The 21,426-nt window shown below is 73.8% G+C and carries 24 protein-coding genes and 1 pseudogene; 10 read left to right on the top strand and 15 right to left on the bottom strand.

The genetic code is table 11. From position 1 onward, the window contains the following. Positions 1-139: 139 nt before the first annotated feature. On the top strand, positions 140-637 hold the full coding sequence (locus IFT90_RS13765; protein ID WP_192042801.1) for a hypothetical protein: 498 nt from the start codon (positions 140-142) through the stop codon (positions 635-637). 66 nt (positions 638-703) lie between these two features. On the opposite strand, the gene IFT90_RS13760 is transcribed toward IFT90_RS13765, so the two are convergent. Continuing rightward, positions 704-2,161 (bottom strand): hypothetical protein, encoded by a 1,458-nt coding sequence (locus tag IFT90_RS13760; protein WP_192042800.1) that lies wholly within the window; start codon positions 2,159-2,161, stop codon positions 704-706. A gap of 170 nt (positions 2,162-2,331) precedes the next feature. On the opposite strand from IFT90_RS13760, the gene IFT90_RS13755 reads away from it, so the two are divergent. After that, the gene (locus IFT90_RS13755; RefSeq protein ID WP_192042799.1) at positions 2,332-2,910 is read left to right on the top strand and encodes a MarR family winged helix-turn-helix transcriptional regulator; all 579 of its coding nucleotides are present in this window, start codon (positions 2,332-2,334) and stop codon (positions 2,908-2,910) included. A gap of 85 nt (positions 2,911-2,995) precedes the next feature. Here the strand turns inward: IFT90_RS13755 and IFT90_RS13750 are convergent, their stop codons facing one another. From IFT90_RS13750 to IFT90_RS13735, 4 genes are all read right to left on the bottom strand, one after another. After that, positions 2,996-3,193: a hypothetical protein gene (locus IFT90_RS13750; RefSeq protein ID WP_192042798.1), complete on the bottom strand. Its 198-nt coding sequence runs from the start codon at positions 3,191-3,193 to the stop codon at positions 2,996-2,998. Then, complete coding sequence (locus IFT90_RS13745; RefSeq protein ID WP_192042797.1) at positions 3,190-3,819, bottom strand: hypothetical protein; 630 nt, start codon at positions 3,817-3,819, stop codon at positions 3,190-3,192. Before IFT90_RS13745 ends, IFT90_RS13750 begins: the two co-directional genes overlap by 4 nt. Before the next feature lie 279 nt (positions 3,820-4,098). Further along, positions 4,099-4,290, bottom strand: a complete 192-nt coding sequence (locus tag IFT90_RS13740) for a hypothetical protein (protein WP_192042796.1) — start codon at positions 4,288-4,290, stop codon at positions 4,099-4,101. Between the two features lie 69 nt (positions 4,291-4,359). Continuing rightward, a complete protein-coding gene (locus IFT90_RS13735; RefSeq protein ID WP_192042795.1) occupies positions 4,360-4,689 on the bottom strand; it encodes a hypothetical protein in 330 nt (109 codons plus the stop codon). A 216-nt stretch (positions 4,690-4,905) separates the two neighbouring features. Here IFT90_RS13735 and IFT90_RS13730 point away from each other — a divergent pair, with 216 nt between their 5' ends. Together IFT90_RS13730 and IFT90_RS13725 are read left to right on the top strand one after the other, a co-directional pair. Further along, on the top strand, positions 4,906-5,655 hold the full coding sequence (locus IFT90_RS13730; RefSeq protein WP_192042794.1) for a VanZ family protein: 750 nt from the start codon (positions 4,906-4,908) through the stop codon (positions 5,653-5,655). A 101-nt stretch (positions 5,656-5,756) separates the two neighbouring features. Beyond that, positions 5,757-6,572 carry a hypothetical protein gene (locus IFT90_RS13725; RefSeq protein WP_192042793.1) on the top strand — a complete coding sequence of 272 codons (816 nt, stop codon included), beginning with the start codon at positions 5,757-5,759 and terminating at the stop codon, positions 6,570-6,572. A gap of 201 nt (positions 6,573-6,773) precedes the next feature. Here IFT90_RS13725 and IFT90_RS13720 read toward each other — a convergent pair whose 3' ends face one another. Together IFT90_RS13720 and IFT90_RS13715 are read right to left on the bottom strand one after the other, a co-directional pair. Continuing rightward, complete coding sequence (locus IFT90_RS13720) at positions 6,774-8,207, bottom strand: MFS transporter (RefSeq protein WP_192042792.1); 1,434 nt, start codon at positions 8,205-8,207, stop codon at positions 6,774-6,776. A gap of 120 nt (positions 8,208-8,327) precedes the next feature. After that, complete coding sequence (locus IFT90_RS13715; RefSeq protein ID WP_192042791.1) at positions 8,328-8,717, bottom strand: carboxymuconolactone decarboxylase family protein; 390 nt, start codon at positions 8,715-8,717, stop codon at positions 8,328-8,330. 91 nt (positions 8,718-8,808) lie between these two features. Here IFT90_RS13715 and IFT90_RS13710 point away from each other — a divergent pair, with 91 nt between their 5' ends. Both IFT90_RS13710 and IFT90_RS13705 read left to right on the top strand, forming a co-directional pair. Beyond that, complete coding sequence (locus tag IFT90_RS13710; protein WP_371812321.1) at positions 8,809-10,179, top strand: MFS transporter; 1,371 nt, start codon at positions 8,809-8,811, stop codon at positions 10,177-10,179. A 117-nt stretch (positions 10,180-10,296) separates the two neighbouring features. After that, entirely contained in the window at positions 10,297-11,343 is a 1,047-nt protein-coding gene (locus IFT90_RS13705) for an NAD(P)-dependent alcohol dehydrogenase (RefSeq protein WP_133739212.1), read from the top strand. 331 nt (positions 11,344-11,674) lie between these two features. Here IFT90_RS13705 and IFT90_RS13700 read toward each other — a convergent pair whose 3' ends face one another. Beyond that, complete coding sequence (locus tag IFT90_RS13700; RefSeq protein ID WP_192042790.1) at positions 11,675-12,307, bottom strand: TetR/AcrR family transcriptional regulator; 633 nt, start codon at positions 12,305-12,307, stop codon at positions 11,675-11,677. 124 nt (positions 12,308-12,431) lie between these two features. On the opposite strand from IFT90_RS13700, the gene IFT90_RS13695 reads away from it, so the two are divergent. The 3 genes from IFT90_RS13695 to IFT90_RS13685 all read left to right on the top strand — a co-directional run bounded on the left by IFT90_RS13695 (position 12,432) and on the right by IFT90_RS13685 (position 14,640). Continuing rightward, positions 12,432-12,746 (top strand): multidrug efflux SMR transporter, encoded by a 315-nt coding sequence (locus IFT90_RS13695; RefSeq protein ID WP_123548826.1) that lies wholly within the window; start codon positions 12,432-12,434, stop codon positions 12,744-12,746. Further along, positions 12,746-13,111, top strand: coding sequence for a multidrug efflux SMR transporter (locus IFT90_RS13690; protein WP_192042789.1), 366 nt, complete (start codon positions 12,746-12,748; stop codon positions 13,109-13,111). Before IFT90_RS13695 ends, IFT90_RS13690 begins: the two co-directional genes overlap by 1 nt. Before the next feature lie 209 nt (positions 13,112-13,320). Further along, on the top strand, positions 13,321-14,640 hold the full coding sequence (locus IFT90_RS13685) for a hypothetical protein (protein ID WP_192042788.1): 1,320 nt from the start codon (positions 13,321-13,323) through the stop codon (positions 14,638-14,640). An 85-nt stretch (positions 14,641-14,725) separates the two neighbouring features. On the opposite strand, the gene IFT90_RS13680 is transcribed toward IFT90_RS13685, so the two are convergent. From IFT90_RS13680 to IFT90_RS13655, 6 genes and pseudogenes are all read right to left on the bottom strand, one after another. Next, the gene (locus IFT90_RS13680; RefSeq protein WP_158614707.1) at positions 14,726-14,872 is read right to left on the bottom strand and encodes a hypothetical protein; all 147 of its coding nucleotides are present in this window, start codon (positions 14,870-14,872) and stop codon (positions 14,726-14,728) included. A 264-nt stretch (positions 14,873-15,136) separates the two neighbouring features. Next, on the bottom strand, positions 15,137-15,673 hold the full coding sequence (locus IFT90_RS13675; protein ID WP_192042787.1) for a putative immunity protein: 537 nt from the start codon (positions 15,671-15,673) through the stop codon (positions 15,137-15,139). A gap of 196 nt (positions 15,674-15,869) precedes the next feature. Next, on the bottom strand, positions 15,870-16,382 hold the full coding sequence (locus tag IFT90_RS13670) for a MarR family winged helix-turn-helix transcriptional regulator (RefSeq protein WP_192042786.1): 513 nt from the start codon (positions 16,380-16,382) through the stop codon (positions 15,870-15,872). 64 nt (positions 16,383-16,446) lie between these two features. Further along, positions 16,447-17,625, bottom strand: a pseudogene (locus IFT90_RS13665) (FAD-dependent monooxygenase); the annotation flags it as partial. A 260-nt stretch (positions 17,626-17,885) separates the two neighbouring features. Next, on the bottom strand, positions 17,886-18,437 hold the full coding sequence (locus IFT90_RS13660; protein ID WP_192042785.1) for a YbhB/YbcL family Raf kinase inhibitor-like protein: 552 nt from the start codon (positions 18,435-18,437) through the stop codon (positions 17,886-17,888). A gap of 150 nt (positions 18,438-18,587) precedes the next feature. Continuing rightward, the gene (locus IFT90_RS13655) at positions 18,588-19,385 is read right to left on the bottom strand and encodes an SDR family NAD(P)-dependent oxidoreductase (protein WP_192042784.1); all 798 of its coding nucleotides are present in this window, start codon (positions 19,383-19,385) and stop codon (positions 18,588-18,590) included. A gap of 55 nt (positions 19,386-19,440) precedes the next feature. Here IFT90_RS13655 and IFT90_RS17645 point away from each other — a divergent pair, with 55 nt between their 5' ends. After that, complete coding sequence (locus IFT90_RS17645) at positions 19,441-20,046, top strand: TetR/AcrR family transcriptional regulator (RefSeq protein ID WP_192042783.1); 606 nt, start codon at positions 19,441-19,443, stop codon at positions 20,044-20,046. A gap of 164 nt (positions 20,047-20,210) precedes the next feature. Here IFT90_RS17645 and IFT90_RS13645 read toward each other — a convergent pair whose 3' ends face one another. Then, the gene (locus IFT90_RS13645; RefSeq protein ID WP_192042782.1) at positions 20,211-21,242 is read right to left on the bottom strand and encodes a hypothetical protein; all 1,032 of its coding nucleotides are present in this window, start codon (positions 21,240-21,242) and stop codon (positions 20,211-20,213) included. Between the last annotated feature and the right edge of the window lie 184 nt (positions 21,243-21,426).

Raw genomic sequence — 21,426 nt, 5'->3', positions numbered from 1 at the left:
CCGTCACCAGTGGCTCGGCCGGGCGATGCCGGGCTCGATCCCCTCTCGGGGGCTGCCCTCGACCGAGGCGGACCGACAGACTCGAGGTCGAGGTCGAGGTCGAGGTCGAGGTCGAGGTCGAGGACGGACGGAGAGCGAGATGAGCGGGACCACGAGCGTCCGGGACCAGCGGCCGCTGCCGGCTGGTCGCCGCGGCGCGGGCTTCGTCATCGCCGTGATCGCGGCCGCGGGAGCGGTCGGCTTCGTGGTGAGCACGCTCGTCGTCGGGCTGTCGATCGTCGCGCCGGAGTGGGACGAGACCACGTCCGAGGGGTGGCCCGGGCCGGGCCGCGACTTCGCGATCGTGGTCGCGATGTTCGCCGTGGTGCTCGTGGCGCCGGTGGGCGTCGTCCTCGGATGCCTGACCGGGGTCGCCCTCGTGCTCGTCGACCGGTGGGTCGACCGGGAGCGGCACCGCCTCCGCCTCATACTCGCCGTGTCCTCGGCAGCCGCCGTCGGCGGGGGCACCAGCGGGGCCGTCCTGGGCTTGTTCAGCCGCACCGACGACGCAGGGTGGGTGCTGATCGCAGGGGTGGCCGCTGTCCTCTCGGGCGCCCTCGGGGCCGCGTTCGAACTGGTGATGCGACGTCAGCGCTGAGGCTGCGGCCGTCGTGACGTCGACGTCGGTGACGTCGCCCGCCACGGCCGCGGCGGCCGCGTCGGCTCAGGTGTCGAGGACGCCGTCGACGGCCTCCGACCGGGCAGGGATCTGTCGCGTGGCGATGTCCTCGTCGAGGTGCACGGAGACCCAGAGCCAGTCGAGTGGCCAGCCGGTGTCGTCGAAGACGCGGTAGCGGCGACGCAGTCGCAGGAACGGCACGTCGGCGTGCTCGAAGCTGACCAGCAGCTCGGTCGTCGGCCAGCTGCCGACGGTCTCCACCTCGAGGGAGCGGTACGGGCTCCGGCCCCGTCTCGGCTCGGGGTGCTCACGGGTCCAGACGATGTTCGGCTCGTCGAGCCGCTCGAACCGGGCGCGCAGAGCTGCCACGGCCGCGTCACGCGACGCCTGGTCCAGAGGGGCGAGCGGCCAGCGCGCACCCTCGACGCCTGCCAGGTCGAGACGGTCTCGCCAGGGGGCGAGCACCTCCTCGCGACGGTTCTCCTCGCGCTCCCAGTCCTCCTCCTGCGGCTCCGGCGCGGGCTGCCACGGCAGCTCGTCGGTGTCCACGCCGTCGGGGAGGCCGTCGGTGACGTCGACCCTGACCTCACGTGGCTCGTAGACGACGTCCCAGCCGCCGCCGAAGGACGAGGTCTCGTGGCGGGGGCCGCACCGGTGGTAGCGCAGCACGATCACGTCACCGTCTCGGCGCACCTCGTCGACGAGGTGGTCGACCCGGATCGTGGAGCGTTCGCCCGCGGGGCTGAGGAGGTGCAGGTCGGTCGGAGGAGTCGGGCTCGGGTCGTCGGGCTGCGGGTCGGAGGAGGCGTCGGCAGAGTCCCCGACGTCGCCGGGGTTCCCGAAGTCGAGGGTCCAGCCGACGTCGTCGTCGTCGGGACCGACGTCGTCGTCCGTGTCGGCGACCACGAATGCGTGGTGGTCGTGGTCGTGGTCGTGGTCGTGCTCGGCGAGGCCTGCGTCGATCGGCTCGGTCCAGTCGGCGGGGTCGGGCCAGAACGACGTCTCGGGGATCCAGGGGAGGGTGCTCGGGTCGAGATCGGCTGCGTCGGCATCGGCATCGGCGTCGAGCCCGCCGCCGTCGAGCTCTTCTCCTCCCGGGAACGTGCCCATCCACTCCGAGGCGTCTCGGGGGTCGCCGATCCAGAGGCCGGAGGCGTCCGCCCCGATCGGCCGGCCGGTGCCCAGGTCGACGGCGGCCGTGACGCCCTCGGGAGTGAGGTGCACGGCGGTCCGGCGCGGCGACGCGTCACCGCTCGCGTCGCGGTAGACGACCCATGCGCCCTCCGGTGTCGACCGCACCTCCGCCTCCTCGACAGCACCGGCCGGACGGGGCGCGTCGGGCCACGTGACGAAGCGGACCTCGTCGTCCGTGACGATCGCCGCGACCGGTCGCACGGCGTCGACGACGATCGTGGCGGCGCCGACGGCCACGGCGTCGAGGGGCGTGAGGAGTTCGCCGGAGGCGGCCGGCGCGCTCTCGCCGTCGGGTCGTGGTGCGGACATGCCGACAGGCTAGCGACGTCGGGATCGCTGATCCGAGGCGGTGCGGTCACCGGGCGGGCGCCTCCTCGACTATCCGGATTGCGTCGGACCGAACGGGGGGTGTCTCGACCGTCGAGATTCTCGCTAATCTAATGGTCGGCACGGATGCCGATCTCAACGCAGGAGCGAACATGACCACCCCGACACTCTCGACCCGACCCAGGCACATGACCCGACCGAACACCGCACCGGACCCGACCCCGGCCGCGGCACCCTCCCTCGACGGAGGCGCCGGTCACGACGCCGGCGTCGGCCCCGACTCCGTCACCGGCTTCATGCAGGCGTTCGGCGTCGCGCAGATGCGCGCGGAGGCCCTGATGAAGATCGTGGCGGCCGACCACGGGATCGGCGTCTCGGACCTCCGCGCGCTGTACTTCGTGCACGGCGGCACCGACGTCACGCCGCGCGAGCTCGCCGCGTACCTCGAGCTCTCGTCGGGCTCCGTCACGAGCCTCGTCGACCGGATGACCGACGCCGGGTTCCTGGACCGCGCCGCCCACCCGACGGACCGGCGCAGCAGCGTCCTCGTCATCGCCCCCGACGGCGTCGCCCTGATCGAGGGAGAGATCGGGTACTACCTCGAGGTCTTCGACGGGCTCGCGTCGCGGCCCGAGCTGGCCGTCGTGACGACCGCGCTCGCCGAGCTCGCGAACTCGATGACGCGACACGCGGCTGCGCGCTCAGCGGGCACTCGCACGGGCGCGGCCTAGCCCGAGCCCGTCTCTCTCGAACGATGTGACGCGTCGAGGGGATCCGGGAAGAGCAGACCCCCGCGACGCGTCACCTCGATCGTGGTCAGCGGTGCGGCGACCGGCGCCTCGTGAGCGCCTGGACTCCCGCGACTACGAGACCTGCGCCGATCACGAGCACCAGGACGGTGCCGAGGCTGACGACGTGCTGCAGGTCGAGCAAGGCGAAGCCGGCGAGGAAGAGCCCGGCGGCCGTCTCGACCAGAGCGACGGCGACCGCGACCCCGCGGGAACGGCGCTTCATCGGCGTGCGGGGTCGTCGTCGGGCTGCTGCCCCGGCGGCATGAAGGGAGCGAAGGAGGCGGTCGGCCCGTCGCGCAGGGAGCGGGGCGAGGGCGGTGTCGCTCGGGCGTCGCGGGGCCGGAGCAGTTGCTCTGGCTGGGCGGGCGCCTTCTGCGGGAGAGCCGACCGCTCATGCTGCGGCTGCGGCTGCGGCTGCGGCTGCGGCTGCGGGTGCAGGTGCGACTGCGGCTCAGGCTGCTGTTGCGTGGTCCGTCGGGCGCGGAGGGCGATGCCGAGCAGCAGGCCGGTCGTGCCCGAGCCCAGGGCGGGAAGGGCCAGGGCGTAGGCGAGGCCGTCGGTCGCGAGGGTCCGTGGGCAGGGGCCGACGCGCGTCTGGCACGAAGCGATGCGGCCCGTCTCGGCGTCCATCTCGATCGTCGTCGCCGTCTGTTCCATGTCGAAGGAGCCGTCGGCGCTCGCCTGCCACAGGAGCGCTGCACCGGACGCGACGAGGGCCGCGGACAGGATCCAGAGGAGCAGCTCCCACGAGCGGCGGCGGGGACGATCCAAGACGCCGCTCGGGTCGACGGCGGCCCCGTGGTCGAGGGCGTCGCCGAACGGGGTGGCCTGGTGCTCGAGTGCGCTCACGCAGGGCTCCTCCGGGGTGGTCAGATCTGTCTGGGGACCGTCCCATCATGGGATGTGCCGGCGGCGGGCGCGAGGGGCGCGCCGGGTCGGGCCCGGGAGGCGGGGTGGGCGGCGCCTCCTTCGGTCCCGCTTGCCTCGCGGGCACTGGCCGCTGCGAGACCCGACAGCGGAGGCGTGAGGAGACTCGTAACAACCGGAAAAGCCTGCATTGCGTGCGGTGCGGTCGGCATCTGCGGAACCGGACCCGGACCGGGAGCTGCGGCCGGAGCAGGGGTGCGGTCAGCGCGGGTCGGGCGAGGCGCCGAAGGCCTTGCGGCCGTTCCACACGGCGATCCCGATCACGAAGAGCGTGAAGAAGACCGAGAACACGACGCCCGGCTGCAGCACGGCCCACACGACGACGAGCATGCCGACGCTGACGACGAGGCTGATGCCGTACATGATCCGCCCGAGGCGCGTGTTCATCTGCATGGGGACTGTCTACACACGCGCCGTCACCGAGGTGACGTGTGCCCGTTCCTCCAGCCGCGCGGGCGAGGCTCAGATGGAACAGTCCAGGTCGTCGTCCTCCCGTGCCTCCGAGATCCGCCTCGTGTGGGGACGCTCGCCCGCACCCCGGGTGTCGAGGACGAGGCAGAGCTGCCAGTCGACCTGGCAGTTCTCCGTCGTGCCCGCGTCGACGACGAGGACCGCGCTGGCCCCGGGGCGCACGTCGCCCTCGTTGTGCCACAGGCAGGTGAGGTCGACCGTCCGATCCGTGTCGTTCACGACGGTGACCTCGACCTGGGGCGGCATGAGGAGGATCGCCGCTGCGACGACGGAGGCGGTCACGGCTGCCGCGACGACGAGGATCTTCCGGCTCAGGCGCACCGGCTCACCGTATCGACGTGCCGGGGAGGCGTCGGCGTTCGCGGGGCAGTCTCCGTCCTGGGGCTGAGAGACGAGCCGTGGTGGCGCATCAGCCGCCGGGCCCTGTCCTGCTCGGACCGCGGCCGCTCCGGGTACGCACCGCCGCGCTTTCAGCCCTGCGGGCGAAGCGGGCGGCGACGGTCGGCGGCGAGACTGGACGTCGAACGAAAGGACCCCATGTTCGCCGCCTCCTCGCACGTCGTCCTCCCGGCGCTCGCGACCGTCGTCCCCGTGACGATCGCCGCCGTCGCGCTCGTGGGGCTGCGCTCGCGGCGAGCCGGGGACGACCTGGGGACGATCCTCTGGCGGACGTCGTTCGTCGCCTACCTCGGGGCGCTGGTCGCGGTCACGTTCTTCCCGTTCGTGATCGACCTCGACGCACCTCCGGACTCGCCCTGGCGGCCGATGATGAACCTCGACGCGCTCAGCTCGCTGCACCTCCGGTCGTTCTGGCTGAACATCGTGATGACGGTGCCCCTCGGGGCGTACTTGACGGGACACGGGCTGGCGGCACACGGGCGAGCGAGGCCTGGGCCGGCGGGGCGGCGTCGCCTGCGCGGCATCGTGCCGGTCGCCGCGATCGCGCTTGTCGCCAGCGTCTCGGTCGAGCTGCTGCAGCTGGTGCTGCACCTCACGATCGGCGGCAACCGTGCGACCGACATCGACGACGTGATCGCCAACACCGCCGGAGCCGTCGTCGGCGCGGTGCTCTGGCGGGCCGTGCTGCTCGTCGGGCGCCGGGTCCTCCCGGGCCGGCGCCTCGAGCTGGTCGCCACGGGCGCGAACACGAGCACGAGCGCGAACATGCGCGCGACCTCGAGCCCGCAGGAGGCGGCGGTCGCGACGGCAGGCCCGTCGCGACGGCGTCCGCACCCCTCGGAACCGCGCGCACCCGCGCGCGCGAGCGAGGGTGCGCGCGGGTCCTGAGGGTGCGGACGGACCGTTCGCGGCCGAGCACGTGGCCGTGCCGCGCGCGACGGCGCCGACGGGCGGCCCGGGCGTAGGGTCGGATCGACCGAGGAGGGGCGATGACCGACCCCCGGAGCGACCGCGGCGCGACGGAGCGTGGCGTGCCGAGCCGCGGCGCGACGGAGCGCGGCGTGCCGACGCTGGAGCTGCGCGACATCGTCTGGGCCTGCGTCCGGCCGGCGCTGAGGCTGCGGCTCGTGCTCTTCCGCCGGGCCGTGCGCTCAGGGACGTTCCCGCCGGCCGCCACCGCACCTCCGTCGCTGCTCGACGACGTCACCGCCGACCGGGTCGCCTACGTCGGCAACGCGGCCGCGGCCCGGTTCGGCGTGCTCGAGGAGGAGCTGACGACGCTCAGCCGCGTCGCGGCCGCGGTCGGCGCCGCGCGGGGACGGCCGTTCGTCTGGGTCGAGGGCCCGGCCCAGGTGCTGACCGCGCGCGAGGCGGCCGACGAGCCGGCCTCGGCCGTGCCGGACGTCGACGCGGTCGTCGTCGCGCTGGGGTTCAGCGACGTGCTGCTGATGACCTCCGCCGCCGCGTGGCGCCGCGACCTCGACCGGCTGCTCGACGCCGCACGGCGCCCGGGGAGCGTCCTCAGCCCGGTGCTCGTCGCGGGGATCCCGCCGATCGATCGGCTGCGGCTGACGTCGCGGGGCGCGCGAGGCCGCGTCCACGGGCAGATCGCGCGGCTCAACGCCGAGTCCGAGCGGCTCGTCCGCGACCGCGGCGACTGCGTCTTCGTGCCGTTCCCCGAGCCCGAGCCGGCCGTCGGCAGCGCGCGCCTGAACGGCCAGCTGTGGTCGTGGCGGCGGGTGCACGAGCTGTGGGCGGCGAGCCTCTGGCCCGAGCTCGTGAGGGTGCTCGACGAGTCGAGCTGAGGAGGCGCCGCCTCGACGAGTCGAGCTGAGGAGGCGCCGTCTCGACGAGTGGAGCCGAGGAGGCGCGGGCCGGGCCGGCAGGGACGGCCTGCGACGACAGGGACGGTGTCCCCGACGTGAGAGCGACGAACCTCCGTGGGGATCACGGAGGTTCGTCGCTGTCGTGGAGGTCCGCGGCCGGCGCGCCGCGGGCGGTCCCGCCTAGCGGGCCTCCGCCTCCTCGGCGTCGCGGGCGCGCTTGCGCTCGTTCAGCGCGCGCTCGTCGCGGCCGACGACCGCCAGCAGGACGATGGCGAGCACCACGCAGGCGAGGATCAGCACGAAGGTGACGTCCCAGCCGAACGCGTGCACGGCCAGGCCGATGCCGGTGGAGGCGAGGGTCGCGCCGAGCACGTAGCCGAACAGCCCCGTGAACCCGGCCGCTGTGCCGGCGACCGAGCGCGGGCTGAGGTCGAGCGCCTGCAGGCCGATCAGCATGACCGGACCGTAGATGAGGCCGCCGATGGCGACGAGCATGGCGAGCGAGATCCAGAGCGTGCCCTCGACCGGCGACAGCCAGTAGACGGCGACGGCGACCCCGACCGCGGTCATGAACAGGATGCCCGTGGGGGAGCGTCGGCCCTTGAACACCTTGTCGCTGATGTAGCCGCAGAGCAGGGTGCCGGGGATGCCGGCCAGCTCGAACAGCGAGAACCCGGCGATGCCCTCGCCGAGGCTCGCGCCGCGCACCTCGGACAGGTAGACCGGCGCCCAGACGAGCACCCCGTAGCGCAGCGTGTAGACGAACACGTTGGCCAGGGCCAGGTTCACCATGGTGCGGTTCGTGAGCACGTAGCGGCGGATCGTCGACCAGGTCGAGGCGCCCTCGTCGGCGGCGTCGGTCTCGACGGGGGCCGGGTCGTTCCGGTACTCCTCGATGGGCGGCAGGCCCTCGGACTCGGGGGTGTCGCGCAGCAGCACCAGCGCGACGACCGCGATGACGAGGCAGACGACCGCGGGGAACCAGAACACGCTCTGCCAGGTGCCGAACGACGCGAGCGCGACACCGGCGAGACCTCCGGCACCCGCGCCTCCCACGTTGTGCGCGACGTTCCAGATCGCGGTCTTGCCGCCGCGCTCCGAGGTCGAGAACCAGTGCACGAGCGTACGGCCGCTGGGCGGCCAGCCCATGCCCTGGAAGAACCCGTTGACGATCATCACCACGGCGAAGAACGCGACGGAGGCGCCCACCGCGGGGACGAAGGCGATGAACAGGTTCGCGAGGGCGGAGAGCGCGAGGCCGATCGGCAGGAAGAACCGCGCGCTGCTCTTGTCGCTCACGATCGCGCTGAGGAACTTGCTGAAGCCGTAGGCGAGCAGCACGCCGTTGGTGATGACGCCGAGGCCGACGGTGCTGAAGCCGTTCTCGTCCTTGAGGATCGTCGACACGAGCGGCACGTTGTTGCGGATCAGGTAGTAGGCGGCGTAGCCGATGAAGATGCCCAGGAACACCTGCAGCCGGAGGCGCGGGTAACGACGCGCGACGGTCGCGTCGTCGAGTCGGGGAGCGGGCGGCGGGGCCGCGAGGAAGGCGGTCAGCCCTCGTCGCGACGACGTCTCGGTGGGGGTGCGCGGGGCGCGGTGGTCGGTGGTCATCTCGGCCTTCCTCGTCCACGTCGGTGTGGGCGAACTCATAGCTGAACACAAGGTTGCAGTTCACGCAAATGACACCTGCCGTTCACCTGGAGGGGTTGACACCGCGCCCCGCTCCGGGGCTCAGGAGGCGGTCGGGTCCTCGTCCCGGTCGCTGCCCAGGGCGTCCTTCGCGACGGCCATCGCCGCCATGCCGTTCGGCCAGCCGGCGTAGAGCGTGACGTGCGTGATCGCCTCGATCAGCTCGTCGCGTCGGACGCCGTTCTCGAGCGCACGCCCGAGGTGGAACGGCAGCTGCCCGGTGTGGCCGCCGGCAGCGAGGACCGCGACGGTGATCAGGCTGCGGTCGCGTGCTGACAGCTCGGGCCGGTTCCAGACGTCGGCGAAGAGGACGTCGTCGGTGAGCTCGGCGAGCTTGGGCGCGAAGTCGCCGAGGGAGGCGCGCCCGCCACCGACCTGGCGGGGCTGGTCGGGCTGGGACGGCGGGGAGGGCTGGCGGGGCTGATCGGTCACGGGGTTCCTTCTCCGGCTCGGGGCGGACGACGCAGGAGGTGCGCCTGGCGACAGTCCACCTCCTCGGCTCGTCGGGAGGGGTGCCCTGGCAGTGCCTGTCAGCACGCGGGGCGCGTGCGTAGCGTGGAAGTCGACGCCGCAGGTCGGCGTCGCCCCCCCTCCTGCTGCTGCTGCTGCTGCTGCTGCCCGCAGCTCGCCCTTGCCCTCGACCCTGAGAGGACCCGTCCTGACGAACGCCTCCGCACCCGCCCCCGCGCCCGCTGCCGACGTCGCCCTCTCGGGCGAACGCGGCACGTCGACCCCGACCCGTCTGCCGCTCTTCTCGCTGGTCGTGCTCGCGACGATCGGCTTCGTGCTCGTCGCGATGGAGACGATGCCCGCCGGGCTGCTGCCGCAGATCGCCTCCGGGCTCGACACGGGCGAGGGCACGGTCGGGCTGCTGATCAGCGCGTACGCGCTCGGCACCGTCGTCGCGACCGTCCCCGCGATCGCGCTGACCCGCGGGCTGCGGCGTCGCCCCGTGCTCGCCGCGGCGCTCGCCGGGCTCGTCCTCGCGAACGTCGTGACCGCCTTCGCCCCGACGGTCGGCGTCGCCCTCGCGTCCCGGTTCGTCGCCGGGGCCTTCTCGGGCACGATCTGGGGCATGCTCGCCGTGCACGGCCGCCGCATCAGCCCGCCCGGCAGCGCGGGTCGTGCACTCGCGATCGTCTCGGCGGGAGCTCCCGTCGGCTTCGCGTTCGGGACCCCGCTCGGCTCCTGGCTCGGAACGACCCTCGACTGGCGCTGGTCGTTCGGCGGCCTCAGCCTGATCGGATTCGTCGCCCTCCTGCTCGTGCTCACCGTGGTGCCCGACGCGACCCCGGCGCCCGCCCCGGCCTCGGGCCGCCTCCCGCTCGGCCGCGTCCTCCGCCTCCCCGGGGTCGTCGTGATCCTCGCCGTGATCGCCGCGTGGATGATCGCGCACAACACGATCTACACGTACGTCGCGCCGTACCTGCGGGCCGGCGGCTCGGGCCTCGGCGTCGACCTGACGCTGCTCGTCTACGGGGTCTCGTCGATCGGCGGCATCGTCGTCACCGGCGCGCTGCTCGACCGGCACCCCCGGCCCCTGCTGCACGGCAGCGTCGCCCTCTTCGTCGTCGCGGGGGCCGTGCTGCTGGTCGGCCAGGCGTCCCCGGGCGCGGTGCTCGCCGCCTCCGTGCTCTGGGGACTGACCTTCGGGGGAGCCTCAGCCCAGCTGCAGGCGGCGCTGACGACCGCAGGAGGCGCGGAGGCGGACGTCGCGAACTCGTTCCTGCCGGTCGCCTTCAACGTCGCCATCTTCGCCGCGGGTGTCCTCGGAGCGCTGCTGCTCGGCGGGGTCGGCCCTCTCGCGCTGCCCGTCGTCATGATGGGAGCAGGCGCCGTCGCCCTCGGCCTGACGGTGTGGGGCAGGCGCAGCGCCTTCCCCGCGCAGTACTGACGCGGCGCCTCGCCGACGCGGGCGGGCCCGGCGGCCGGACCCGCGCCTCCTCGACTCTCACCCCTCTTCTTCTCCACTTCCCCGACATCACCACCGACCACGAACACAGGAGCACACATGCGCACCGTCAAGGCCTACGCGGCACCGTCCGCCACCGAGCCCCTCGTCCCGACGACCATCGAGCGCCGCGACGTCGGCCCGAAGGACGTCATGATCGACATCGCCTACGCCGGCATCTGCCACAGCGACATCCACACCGTCCGCGGCGAGTGGGGCGAGATCCAGTACCCGCAGGTCGTCGGCCACGAGATCGTCGGCACCGTCTCGGAGGTCGGCTCCGAGGTCACGAAGCACAAGGTCGGCGACCGCGTCGGCGTCGGCTGCATGGTCAACTCGTGCGGCGAGTGCGAGTACTGCCAGCGCGGCGACGAGCAGTACTGCGCCAAGGGCAACACCGGCACCTACACGAGCGTCGACCCGGCCGACGGCACCGTCACCCAGGGCGGCTACTCGCAGGCCGTCGTCGTCACGGAGGACTTCGTGCTGCGCGTGCCCGAGTCGCTCGACTACGACAAGGTCGCGCCGCTGCTCTGCGCCGGCATCACGCTCTACTCGCCGCTGCACCACTGGGGCGTCACCGAGGGCACCAAGGTCGCCATCGTCGGCATGGGCGGCCTCGGCCACATGGGCGTCAAGATCGCCGCGGCGCTCGGCGCCGACGTGACCGTGCTGTCGCAGACGACCTCCAAGAAGGAGGACTCGCTGCGCTTCGGCGCCAAGGCGCACTACGCGACCAGCGACGAGCAGACCTTCACCGACCTGGCGAACTCGTTCGACCTGATCGTCAACACGGTGTCGGCCAAGATCGACATGGGCGCCTACCTCGGCCTGCTCGCCGTCGACGGCACCCTCGTCAACGTCGGCGCCCCATCGGAGCCCCTCGAGGTGCCGGCGTTCGCGCTGATCCCGGCTCGCCGCAGCTGGGCCGGCTCGGCCATCGGCGGCATCCGCGAGACCCAGGAGATGCTCGACTTCTGCGCCGAGCACGGCATCCTGCCCGAGACGGAGCTGATCAGCGCCGACCAGATCAACGAGGCCTACGACCGCGTGCTCAAGTCGGACGTGCGCTACCGCTTCGTGATCGACGCGGCGACGTTCGCGTAGGTCTCACCCGCTGGTCGCACGAACGCCCTCGCCGTGCGCGGGGGCGTTCGTGCGTGTGCGGCGTCGGCTGGTCGGCGCGCTCCCGCTCGGACCCGCGCACACCCGTCGGACCCGCGCACACCCTCGGGCGCGCCGAGGGGTGTGCGCGGCTTCGGCGGGTGCGGGCGGCAGGGCGGCTGCGGTGGGCGGCTGGACCCCGTCTCGTCGATGCGAGCCGCACCTCCTGCGGGCGCCGGGCTGGCCGTCAGCGTCGCCGCATCACTTCGCACCGGGTTTCGTACACTGCACCGGGTCTAGACGCGGTGCAGTGCACGGAACTCGATGCAGTGCGTCAGGGGCGCAGTGCCAGCAGCGCGAGGTGCGCGTCGAGAGCCGTGACCGCCCAGGAGGCGTCGGTCCCGACGGCCTGCGCGAGCAGGTGCAGGGCCAGGCCGTCCACGACGGCGTGGGTGAGCTCGACGTCGACGTGGGCCGGCTCGGGGGTGCTGGTCGCGCCGCCCCCCGGGCGCGCGCCGGCCGCACCGGCCGCGCCGCGGGCGTCGAGGTGCACCAGCGCCAGCGCGCAGACGTCGCGGACCGCCGCGTGCGTCTGCTCGTGCGCCGTCCGCAGCGAGGGGTCGGTCAGGGCGAGGGCGGCGAAGGCGACGGTCACCTCCATCTCGGCCCGACGCTCGTCGTCGAGGGGGAGCAGCTCGAGCAGGACGGCCCGGGCCGCGTCGCGTCCGCCGGTCGCGGCGCCCGCCCGGTCGACGCGCTCGCGCAGCCGTGACACCAGCAGCTCGACCGCGGCGTCGCGCACGCTCGCCTGCGTCGGGAACGTGTAGCGCAGCGACGAGGGAGGCAGGCCGGCCTCGGCGGCGACCTTGCGGACGGACACCTCCGTCGGTCCGTCGCGGACCAGCACCCGCCAGGCGGCTTCGCCGACGATGCGGCGGCGGTCGTCGAGATCCACGGTGCGGGGCATCCATCGATTCTGGCACGACTGTGCGAAAACGTGCTAGAACTGATTTCGCACGACTGTGCGACAACGAGTCGCGCAGGGTGTCGACACGAGGTCGGCTCGGTGCGCCGGAGGAGAGGGGCCCGTCATGGCCTGGGTGCTGTTGATCGTCGCGGGGGTGCTCGAGGCCGTGTGGGCCTCGGCGCTCGGCGCCTCGGGGAACTTCACGAAGAAGGGGCCGACCGCGCTGTTCGTCGTCGCGCTCGTCCTGAGCATGGTCGGCCTCGCGCTGGCGATGAACGACCTGCCCGTCGGCACGGCCTACGCCGTCTGGGTCGGGATCGGTGCCGTGCTGACGGTGATCATCGCGGTCGTCCGCGGCCAGGAGGTGCTGACCGTCGCCCGCGCACTGCTGCTGGCCGTGCTGATCGGCTGCGTCGTCGGCCTCAAGGTGGTCAGCTGATGCCGTGGGTCGTGCTCGTCGTCAGCGCCGTGCTCGAGGCGGTCTGGGCGACCGCGCTGGGTCGGAGCGAGGGGCTCTCGGTGCTCGCCCCCTCCGTCGTCTTCGTGCTCGGCCTCGCCGCCTCGATGCTGACGCTCGGCTGGGTGACGCGGCACATCCCGATCAGCACCGCGTACGCGATCTGGGCCGGGCTCGGCGCGGCGTTCACCGTCACCTGGAGCATGCTCACCGGCGGTGAGGCCGTCACGGTCGTGCGGGTGCTGCTGCTCGCGGGGATCGTCGGCAGCGTCGTCGGGCTGAAGCTGCTGAAGTCCGGGCCTGCCGCGAGGCCGGCCGCGGACGAGGAGGCGGCCGGCGCCCGCTGAGGACCGCCCTGGGCGCCGGCTCCCTCGCGCTCCGCGGCCGCGTGCTCGCGGCCGTCCCCCGCTCGGTGCCCTACGGGGGACGATCTCGTCACGATCGGATCACGGCCGGTCCTCCCGGCGCGCCCGGAGGCACGGAGGGGCCCCGCGCCGCTCTAGCGTCGGTCCGCCGGGCGTCTCCGGCTCGACCCGACTCGATTCCTGGGGGATCCGTGACCACTTCCCGCCGCACCCACGCGTGCGCCCTGCCCGCGGCGGCGCTCGCCGCCGCCCTCGTCCTCACGCCCGCCGCGGCCTTCGCCGCCGACGGCGACGTGCCCGCGTCGTCGTCCGCCGTGGCGGAGGGCCCCGACGCGACGACGACCGTCTCGCCCGCTGCCGAGGCCGGCGTCGCCGAGAGCCTCCCCGTGTCGCCCAGCGCTGCCGAGGCAGGCGCCGCCGAGAGCGTCCCCGTTGCGCCCGGCGCCGAGACCACCCTCGCCGCGGACGGCGAGGCCGCCCCGTCCGAGCCCGAGGTCGTGGCGCCGGTCGCCCCGACCCCGTCGGCGGCCCCGGAGGTCGCACCCGAGGACGGCGGCGACGAGGTCGTCGTCGACGCCCCCGAGGTCTTCTCGCAGGACGGCAGTGACCTGCGCCCGGGCATCGCGAGCTTCTTCGGCACCGTCGGCTTCACCCCCGGCGACGAGGCCACGGTCGGCCTCGTCGGATCGCAGGGCGAGGACCTCACGAGCTGGATCCGCCCCGCGCCCGGCCTCACCTTCAGCATCGACGGCGACACGACCATCATCGTGGTCGTGCCGAACGACGCCGCCGTCCCGGACATCGTGACCCTCAACGTGTTCGACGAGTCCGGCAACGAGGCCTCGCTCGAGATCCGCGTCAGCGCCTTCGTCGTCGCCCCGCACCTCGAGGCACCGGTCTCCGCGACCGCGGGAGTCGTCAGCGTCCAGGGCGAGAACGGCGAGCCGGGCCAGGTGGCCCTCGTCAGCGTCGTCGACGCCTCGCTGGTCGAGTCCCCGGAGCCCGACCAGGGCAGCGACGAGGGCGTCGCCGACGAGGCGGACGGCGTCGAACTCGTCCGCGTCGCGGAGGACGAGGCCCCGGCCGACGACCCTGGGTTCGTCACGGACGAGGAGCCGATCGCGTTCGACCCGGAGGAGGGCGTGGCCTACACGCTCGTGCCGATCGACGAGACCGGGCACTTCACGGCCTCGTTCGTGCTGCCCGCCGGAGACTATGTGAGCGACGCGGCCGTGCTCCGTCGTGACGGGAGCGCCGCCTCCGACTTCTCCGTGCCCGTGCAGTTCTCGGTCGCCGCCGCGGCGCCCGTCCTGCCCGTCCCGACGGCGCCGGCCGCCGTCGTCCCCACCGCCGTCGCGCCGGTCGCCGTCGTCCCGGTCCGGGCCGCGCGTCCCGCCGGCCTCGCGTACACAGGCTCGGACGCGTCGGCGTGGCTCGTGCTGGCCGCCGGTCTCGTCGCCGCCGGCAGCGTGGCCGTGGCTGCGTCGCGCCTCCGGGGCCGTCGCTCCTAGGGCTGGTCGCCCCGACGCCAGGACGGCCCCGCACCCTCGTCAAGGTGCGGGGCCGTCGGCGTCCCGGAACGCGGGAGGCGACGTGTCAGTGGCTGAGGCCGAGGAGGAAGAGCATCCCGACGACGAGGCTGGCGCAGGTCGCGACGGCCGACGACGCGACCACGAAGAGCGTCACCTGGCGCTCGTGGTCGCGGACCTCGGAGAAGGGGCTCGTGGGGCGGATGATGCTCATGGTGGGCTCCTCTCGGCAGCTCTGCGCTGCATGGGGTCGACGTCGGATTTCTATGCATGTGCATCTTGTCACGATCGGCTAGAGCATCTAGCGACGCGGTCGGCTGCCTTCGCGAAGTGGACAGCGGCGGCGTCGAGTTGCCCCGAACTGCTGCTTCCCGGGGCTCAGGGCAGCGGTGCGGGGCAACTCGTCGAGTGCGAGTGCGAGTGCGAGTGCGAGTGCGAGTGCGAGTGCGGTTGCGAGCGCGAGGGGAGGCGCGGGCGGCTAGCGCAGGCCCCCCTGGAGCGTGCGGATCGCGTCGCCGAGCGTGCCCGACGTGAGCAAACCGGTGCCGAGCGGGCCCGAGCTGTCCTCTCCGAGCAGGGGGAGGCGCGCGAGAGCCCTGCGGACCGGCGGGCTCAGGTGCCGCAGCTGCCAGGCGATCTCGGCCGCGCCTCCTGCGGTCCCGTCGTCGTCGGGGGCGGCCAGGGTGACGGCCTTCACCGCGTAGGCCGCGGCGCCGAGGGCGTGCGCGCCCATGTGCGCGACGCCCGACGCTTGCCCTGCCGACCACGCGGCGGCCCTGGCCGCGGGCGAGGTCACGGCCTGTGCGGCACGACCGGCGACGAAGCGGCGACGGATCTCGCCGACGGCGTCGAGATCTCCGCGGGCGAAGGCGCGGGTGCGCGCGATGCCGTCGCGAGGGCGGTCGTCGGCGGGCGCCTCCTGCTCGAAGAGGGGCAGGACGCGCTCCGCGCAGTCGGCCGCCCACGCGGCGACGAGCCGTCGGTCGGCCTCGGAGAGCGCCTGCGGGGAGGTCATCCCTGCACCCTGACACGGCACCCGCGCCGCGTCGACGACGAGTTGCCCCGACGCGCGGCCTCGCTCGCTCGGAGGCAGCTGTTCGGGGCAACTCGTCGAGACGTCGTCCGGGAGGCGGAGTGCCGCCGAGAGGCGGAGGGGCTCGAGGAGGCGGAGGGCCGCCGAGAGACGGAGGGGCTCGAGGAGGCGGCGGTCCCTAGGAGGCGGTGGTCGGCGATTCGTCCGCGGGCGGCGGCGGCGACGCGTCGGAGGCGCCCGGCAGCACCGCGGCGAGCCGCGTCAGGAACGCGCGCACCGCCTGCAGCGCCTCGTCGTCGTAGTCGTCCAGGGTCGCCTCGAGGGCGGCACCGCCCCGGCGAAGGAACGGCTCGATGCGCTCGTGCGCCTGCTCGGTCGGACGCAGCGTGACGACCCGGCGGTCGGTGCTCTCGCGGCTGCGGGCGACCAGGCCCTGGGCCTCGAGCCGGTTGAGCAGGGCGGTCGTCGCGCCCGAGGTCAGGCCGATCCTGCTCGAGAGCTTCGCCGGCGTGAGCGGCGCCCCCTCGCGCTCGGCCCAGATGACCTCGCCGAGGGCCGTGCCGTCGACGGTCGGCAGGTCCATCCAGCGGGCGAGCTGGTGGGCCGACTCCTGGTACGTCACGGCGTAGTGCCGCAGGGCCTCGAGCACCTGCGTCCGCGGCGTCGGCGGGGGCGGCGTCGGCGTCGTCATGGGTCGATCCTCCCATCGAGACGTCGTCGCGATCGTCCCCGCATCGGGCCCTGGGTCGCCGGCCTCAGGCACGCAGCTGCGGGTACTCGGCCAGCACCGGCACGTGCTTCTCGCTCGTCAGCAGGTTCGCCTGGAAGGACTTCCGGACCGGCCGCGACGCGGTGACGCGGTGCATCGTCTGGATCGCCTTCACCCCGGCGCCCGACGACGGGTGCATCAGCTTGGCTCCGCCGCGCGGCAGCCCCTGCGCGCTGTCGGCGTAGCGGCGCATCTGCCGCTCGTACCGGGCGAAGGCCTGCGCCGGGCGGTCCGGGCTCGCGGCGAGCTCGCCGACGAGGATGTGCGCGCCGACCAGCGACAGCGTCGTGCCCATGCCCGTCGGGCCCGACCCCCACGCGGCGTCGCCGACGAGCGCGATGCGGCCCCGGCTCCAGGTCGACATGACGACCTGCTCCATCCGCTGCGTGTAGAACTCGTCCGGACGGGCGTCGAAGCCGTCGAGGATGCGCTCGGTCTGCCAGCCCGCACCTCGGAAGCGCTCCCTCACGATCTGCAGCTGCGCCTCCACCGGGAGCCCCTCGAAGCCCATCGGCTCGGACTCGAACGACATGCTCGCCCTGATCGTGCCGAGGTCGTCGGGCCGCACCGACGCGACGCGGCCGCGGGCCGCGGTGAACCAGTCCCAGGAGTCGACGTCGCCGGGCCGGCGGTCGATCGTGCCGTACGTGATGCTGACGCCGAAGTCGCGCAGCTCGGTCTCGTCCGCGAAGAGGAGGCGGCGGGTGCGCGAGCTGCGCCCCTCGGCCACCAGGAACAGGTCGAAACGCTCCTCGGCGCCGCTGGCGAAGGTGACGTCGACGCCCGTCGCGTCCTGCCCGGCCCCCACGACGAAGTCGCCGAAGCGGCGCTCGACGTCGGCGGGGACGACGTCCGCGAGGATGCCGGCGAGCCGGCCGCGCAGGATCTCGACCTCCGCCGTGGGGCCGTCCTGCCCCTCCTCCCTCGGGAACACGGCGTAGGGGCGGCCGGACTCGTCGACGAAGCGCGTGCCGTCCTCGCCGGTCAGGTTCGCGAGCACCGCCTCCTCGACGCCCATCCGGGTCAGGATCTCGCGACCGAGCCCGCGGACGTCGATGTTCTGGCCGGTCTCGCGGGGCTCGGCGGAGCGCTCGAGCAGCACGACGTCGAAGCCGGACTTCGCGAGGCCCCAGGCGAGTGCCGGGCCGGCGATGCTCGCTCCGGTGACGAGGACGCGGGGGCGCGGCCGGGGAGGAGGGGGGTGTGGTCATCGTGGAGCCTTCCGTCGAGCGGCCGATCTCGGCTGCATGACGTCAGACTAGCTTCACCATGATGTGACTCCACAGTGAAAGCACATGTTGCCTAGGCTGCCCAAGCCCCGGCACACGCGGCAGGTGGCGACGACGAGTCGCCCCGAACTGCTGCCCCCGTGAGTCGGGAGCAGCAGTTCGGGGCAACCCGTGCCGCTGCCGCCTCCCCGTCGGGCTACTCGGCGGGGATCTCGCCGGTCGCGACGAGCGTGGCGCGCGCGAGGATGTGCGACGCGATCGTGAAGCCCAGGAACGCGGGCGTGCCGTCGGCGGGCACCTCGATGTCCTCGACGTCGAGTGCGTGCACCGTCACGAAGTAGCGGTGCTGACCGTGGCCCGCAGGAGGTGCGGCGCCGATGAACGAGGGAGCCCGCGAGTCGTTCGGCAGCTGGTACGCCCCCACGGGGAGCTGCGCGCCCGTCGCGTCGCCGGCGCCCTCGGGCAGGTCGGTGACGGACGCCGGGATGTTCGCGACGGCCCAGTGCCAGAAGCCCGACTGCGTGGGGGCGTCGGGGTCGTAGACGGTGACCGCGTAGCTCTTGGTGCCCTCGGGGGCGCCCGACCACGAGAGCTGCGGCGACACGTCCTGGCCGCCGGGCACGCCGAACGCCCCGGAGTACTGCTGCTGCGCGAAGGGGGCGCCGTCCTCGACGGTGGCGCTCGTGACGGTGAAGCTCGGCACCTCGGGGAGGCGGGCGAAGGGGTCGTTTCCGGTGGTGTCGCTCATGACGGTCCTTTCCTGGGGCGGCCGGGTGGCGCCTCCTGGGGGATCATGCTCCGGCACCCTCGGAAACCGCGCAGACCCCCGTGCGCGAGCGGGGGTCTGCGCGGGTCGAGCGGGTGCGGGCGTGGGCATGCCCGCAGGAGGTGCGGCCGGTCAGCTCAGACGGGTCGCCGCGATGCCGCCGTCGACGTCGACGGTGCTGCCGTGCACGAACGCGGCCTCGCCCGAGACGAGCCAGCGGACCGCGAACGCCACGTCGACCGGGCGCACGGGGCGGCCGGCGACGGTGCCGGCCGTCATCGCGGCGAGCACGTCGGCGCTGTCGGCGTTGCCGGGCGTGCTCGTCGCCCCGGGCGCGACGGTCGTGACGCCGACGCCGTGCGGGCCGAACTCCGCCGACCAGGTGCGGGTCATCTGCTCGAGCGCGGCCTTCGAGCCGGTGTAGGCCGCCCCGAACGGGACTCCGACGCGCGCCATCCAGGAGCCCACGTTGACGATCGAGCCGCGACCGCGCTCGGCCATCGCCGGGGCGAGTGCCGCGACGAGGAGGTGGGGAGCCCGCACGTTGGTGGCGAGGACGGCGTCGAGCTCGGCGTCGGAGAGGTCGGCCGTGGCCCCCGCGGGGTAGATGCCGGCGTTGTTGACGAGGACGTCGACGCGTCCGCCGAGGGCGGCCTCGGCCTCGGCGGCGACGCGTCGCACCTCGGTCGGCGAGCCGCCGAGGTCGCCGACGACGGCGTGCGCACGGCCGCCTGCCTCCGTGACGGCGCGGACGACGGAGGCGGCGCGCGACGCGTCGCGACCGCTCACGACCACCTCCGCGCCGGAGGCGGCGAGCACGCGCACGATCGCCTCGCCGATGCCGCTGGTCGAGCCGGTGACCAGCGCGGTGGTGCCGGCCAGGCGGGTGTCGGGGGTCAGGGTCTGCAGTTCTTCGTCGTTGGACTTCATGGTCCATTCCTAGCACATGAATGGACCGTATGGTCCACAGCGGTAGGATCGACGGGTGGACGACAAGAAGCTCACCGAGCGCGGCCGGGCGACCCGGCAGCGCATCATCGAGGCGACGGGGGAGCAGATCCTCGCGTCCGGGATCGGCGGGACGACCCTCGACACCGTGCGGGCGGCGACCCTGACGAGCAAGAGCCAGCTGTTCCACTACTTCCCGGGCGGCAAGGCGGAGCTCGTCCGCGAGGTCGCCGCGTGGGAGGGCGGTCAGCTGCTCGCCGCGCAGCAGCCGCACGTCGACGACCTCGGCTCCTGGGAGTCGTGGAGCGCCTGGCGCGAGGCGCTCGTCGACTACTACCTCGGCCTCGGCCGGTGGGCCTGCCCGATCGGATCGCTCGCGACGCAGGCGGCCATGACCGACCCCGAGCTCGAGCGCGTCATCGCCGAGAGCATGGGCGCCTGGCGCGACCTGCTCGCCGCGGGGGTCCGCAAGATGCAGGCGTCGGGCGACGTCGACCGCGAGGCCGACCCGGAGCGGATCGCGATGGTGATCCTCACGGCGGTGCAGGGCGGGCTCGTGATGAGCCAGCCGCTGCGGTCGGCATGGCCCCTCGAGGCGGCGCTGGACTCGGCGCTCGACCCGCTTCACCGCGTGCGGGTCTGAGGCGCGCTGCACGCACCGCGTGATGGTCTGAGGAGCGCTGCACGGGTGCCGTGAGCTGCGTGCCCGCACCCGGCACCCTCGAGACCCGCGCGCACCCTCGTGCGCGCGACAGGGTCTGCACAGGTCCCGCGGGTGCGGGCAGGTGCGGTGCCGCAGGAGGCGCGCTAGCGGTCGAAGAGACCGCCGAGGTCGCCCAGCCCGGGGATCGGGAAGCCCTCGCCGAGACCGCCGACTTGCTCGCCGAGGCCGGTGAGGTACTCCTCGCCGCCCTGTGCGATGCCGTCGACGCCCTCGGTCAGGCCGCCGAGGCCCTCCGAGAGGCCCGCGATGCCCTCGAGGCCGAAGTTCTCGGCGAGGCCGCCGAAGTCGACGCCGTTCGCGAGCGCTCCCGAGAGGAGCGGGCCCGCGACGCTGCTGACGGCGGCACCGCCAGCGACCGCGAGTGCGAGGCCGCCGAGTGCGGCGACTCCCGCGCCCGCTGCTGCTCCCGCGGCGAACTTTCCTGCGCCCGAGCCCTGACGTGCGCCGGTGGCGGCGCCGCCCGCGCTCTGGCCGGGACGACCGTGCCCCCCGAATACGCGCTGCATGAGGCCGGGGTGCACGGTCTCGCCGCGGGTGGCGGCCCGGGCGAGGTCGTCGGTGCTGCCGCTGCGGGGCTGCTCGTGCGCGGGCAGCTCCTCCGTGAGACGGGCCTGGACGAGCTCGCGCTGCTGGGGGGTCAGGCGGGAGAACGCGTCGCGGTGCACCTGCTCGAGCTGCTCGGGCTCGGCCGTGCGGAGCAGGTAGTCGTACTTGCCGAGGGCGACGCGGTCGGCCTCCGTGGCGCGGGGTGCGCCAGCGGCGCCGTGCTGCTGGGCCGGGCGCTGCTGCTCACCCTGCTGACGCCCGTCGTAGCCGCCCTGCTGGCCCTGCTGGTCGTAGCCCTGCCGACCCTGCTGGTCGTAGGCCTGCCCCTGCTGCTGGCCGTAGCCAGCCTGCCCGTGCTGCGGGCCGCCTCCTCGCTGGTCGCCCTGCTGCTGGCTGCCGTCGCCGGTCAGCTTGTCGGCCGCGGTGCGGACGAGGTCGCGCCAGTCGGTGCCGGAACCCGAGCCGGAGCCTGCGTTCGGTCGCGGCGGCTGGCCGTTGCGGGACGAGGAGGAGTTCGAGTCGCCGAGCGCTTTCGCGGCGGCGCCCAGGAGGCGCTTGAAGTCGGGCATGCCCTCATCGTGCTGGCCCCCGATGTGCAGACCCCCGGGAGCACCTGCGGAAGTCATCCGAACTGCCTCGTCTGCTCGCCCGCCTCCTCGGCTCGCGTGCTCGCGCCCTCTGCCACAGGTGAGTTGCCGTTTCGCGGGGCTCTGGGGGCGGTGAGTCCCCGCGAAGTGGCAACTCGCGGTGCGA

Origin of the sequence: Frigoribacterium sp. CFBP 8766, from assembly GCF_014841435.1 — a bacterium.
Lineage (GTDB): Bacteria > Actinomycetota > Actinomycetes > Actinomycetales > Microbacteriaceae > Frigoribacterium.
This window is presented reverse-complemented; position numbering and strand designations above follow the sequence as displayed.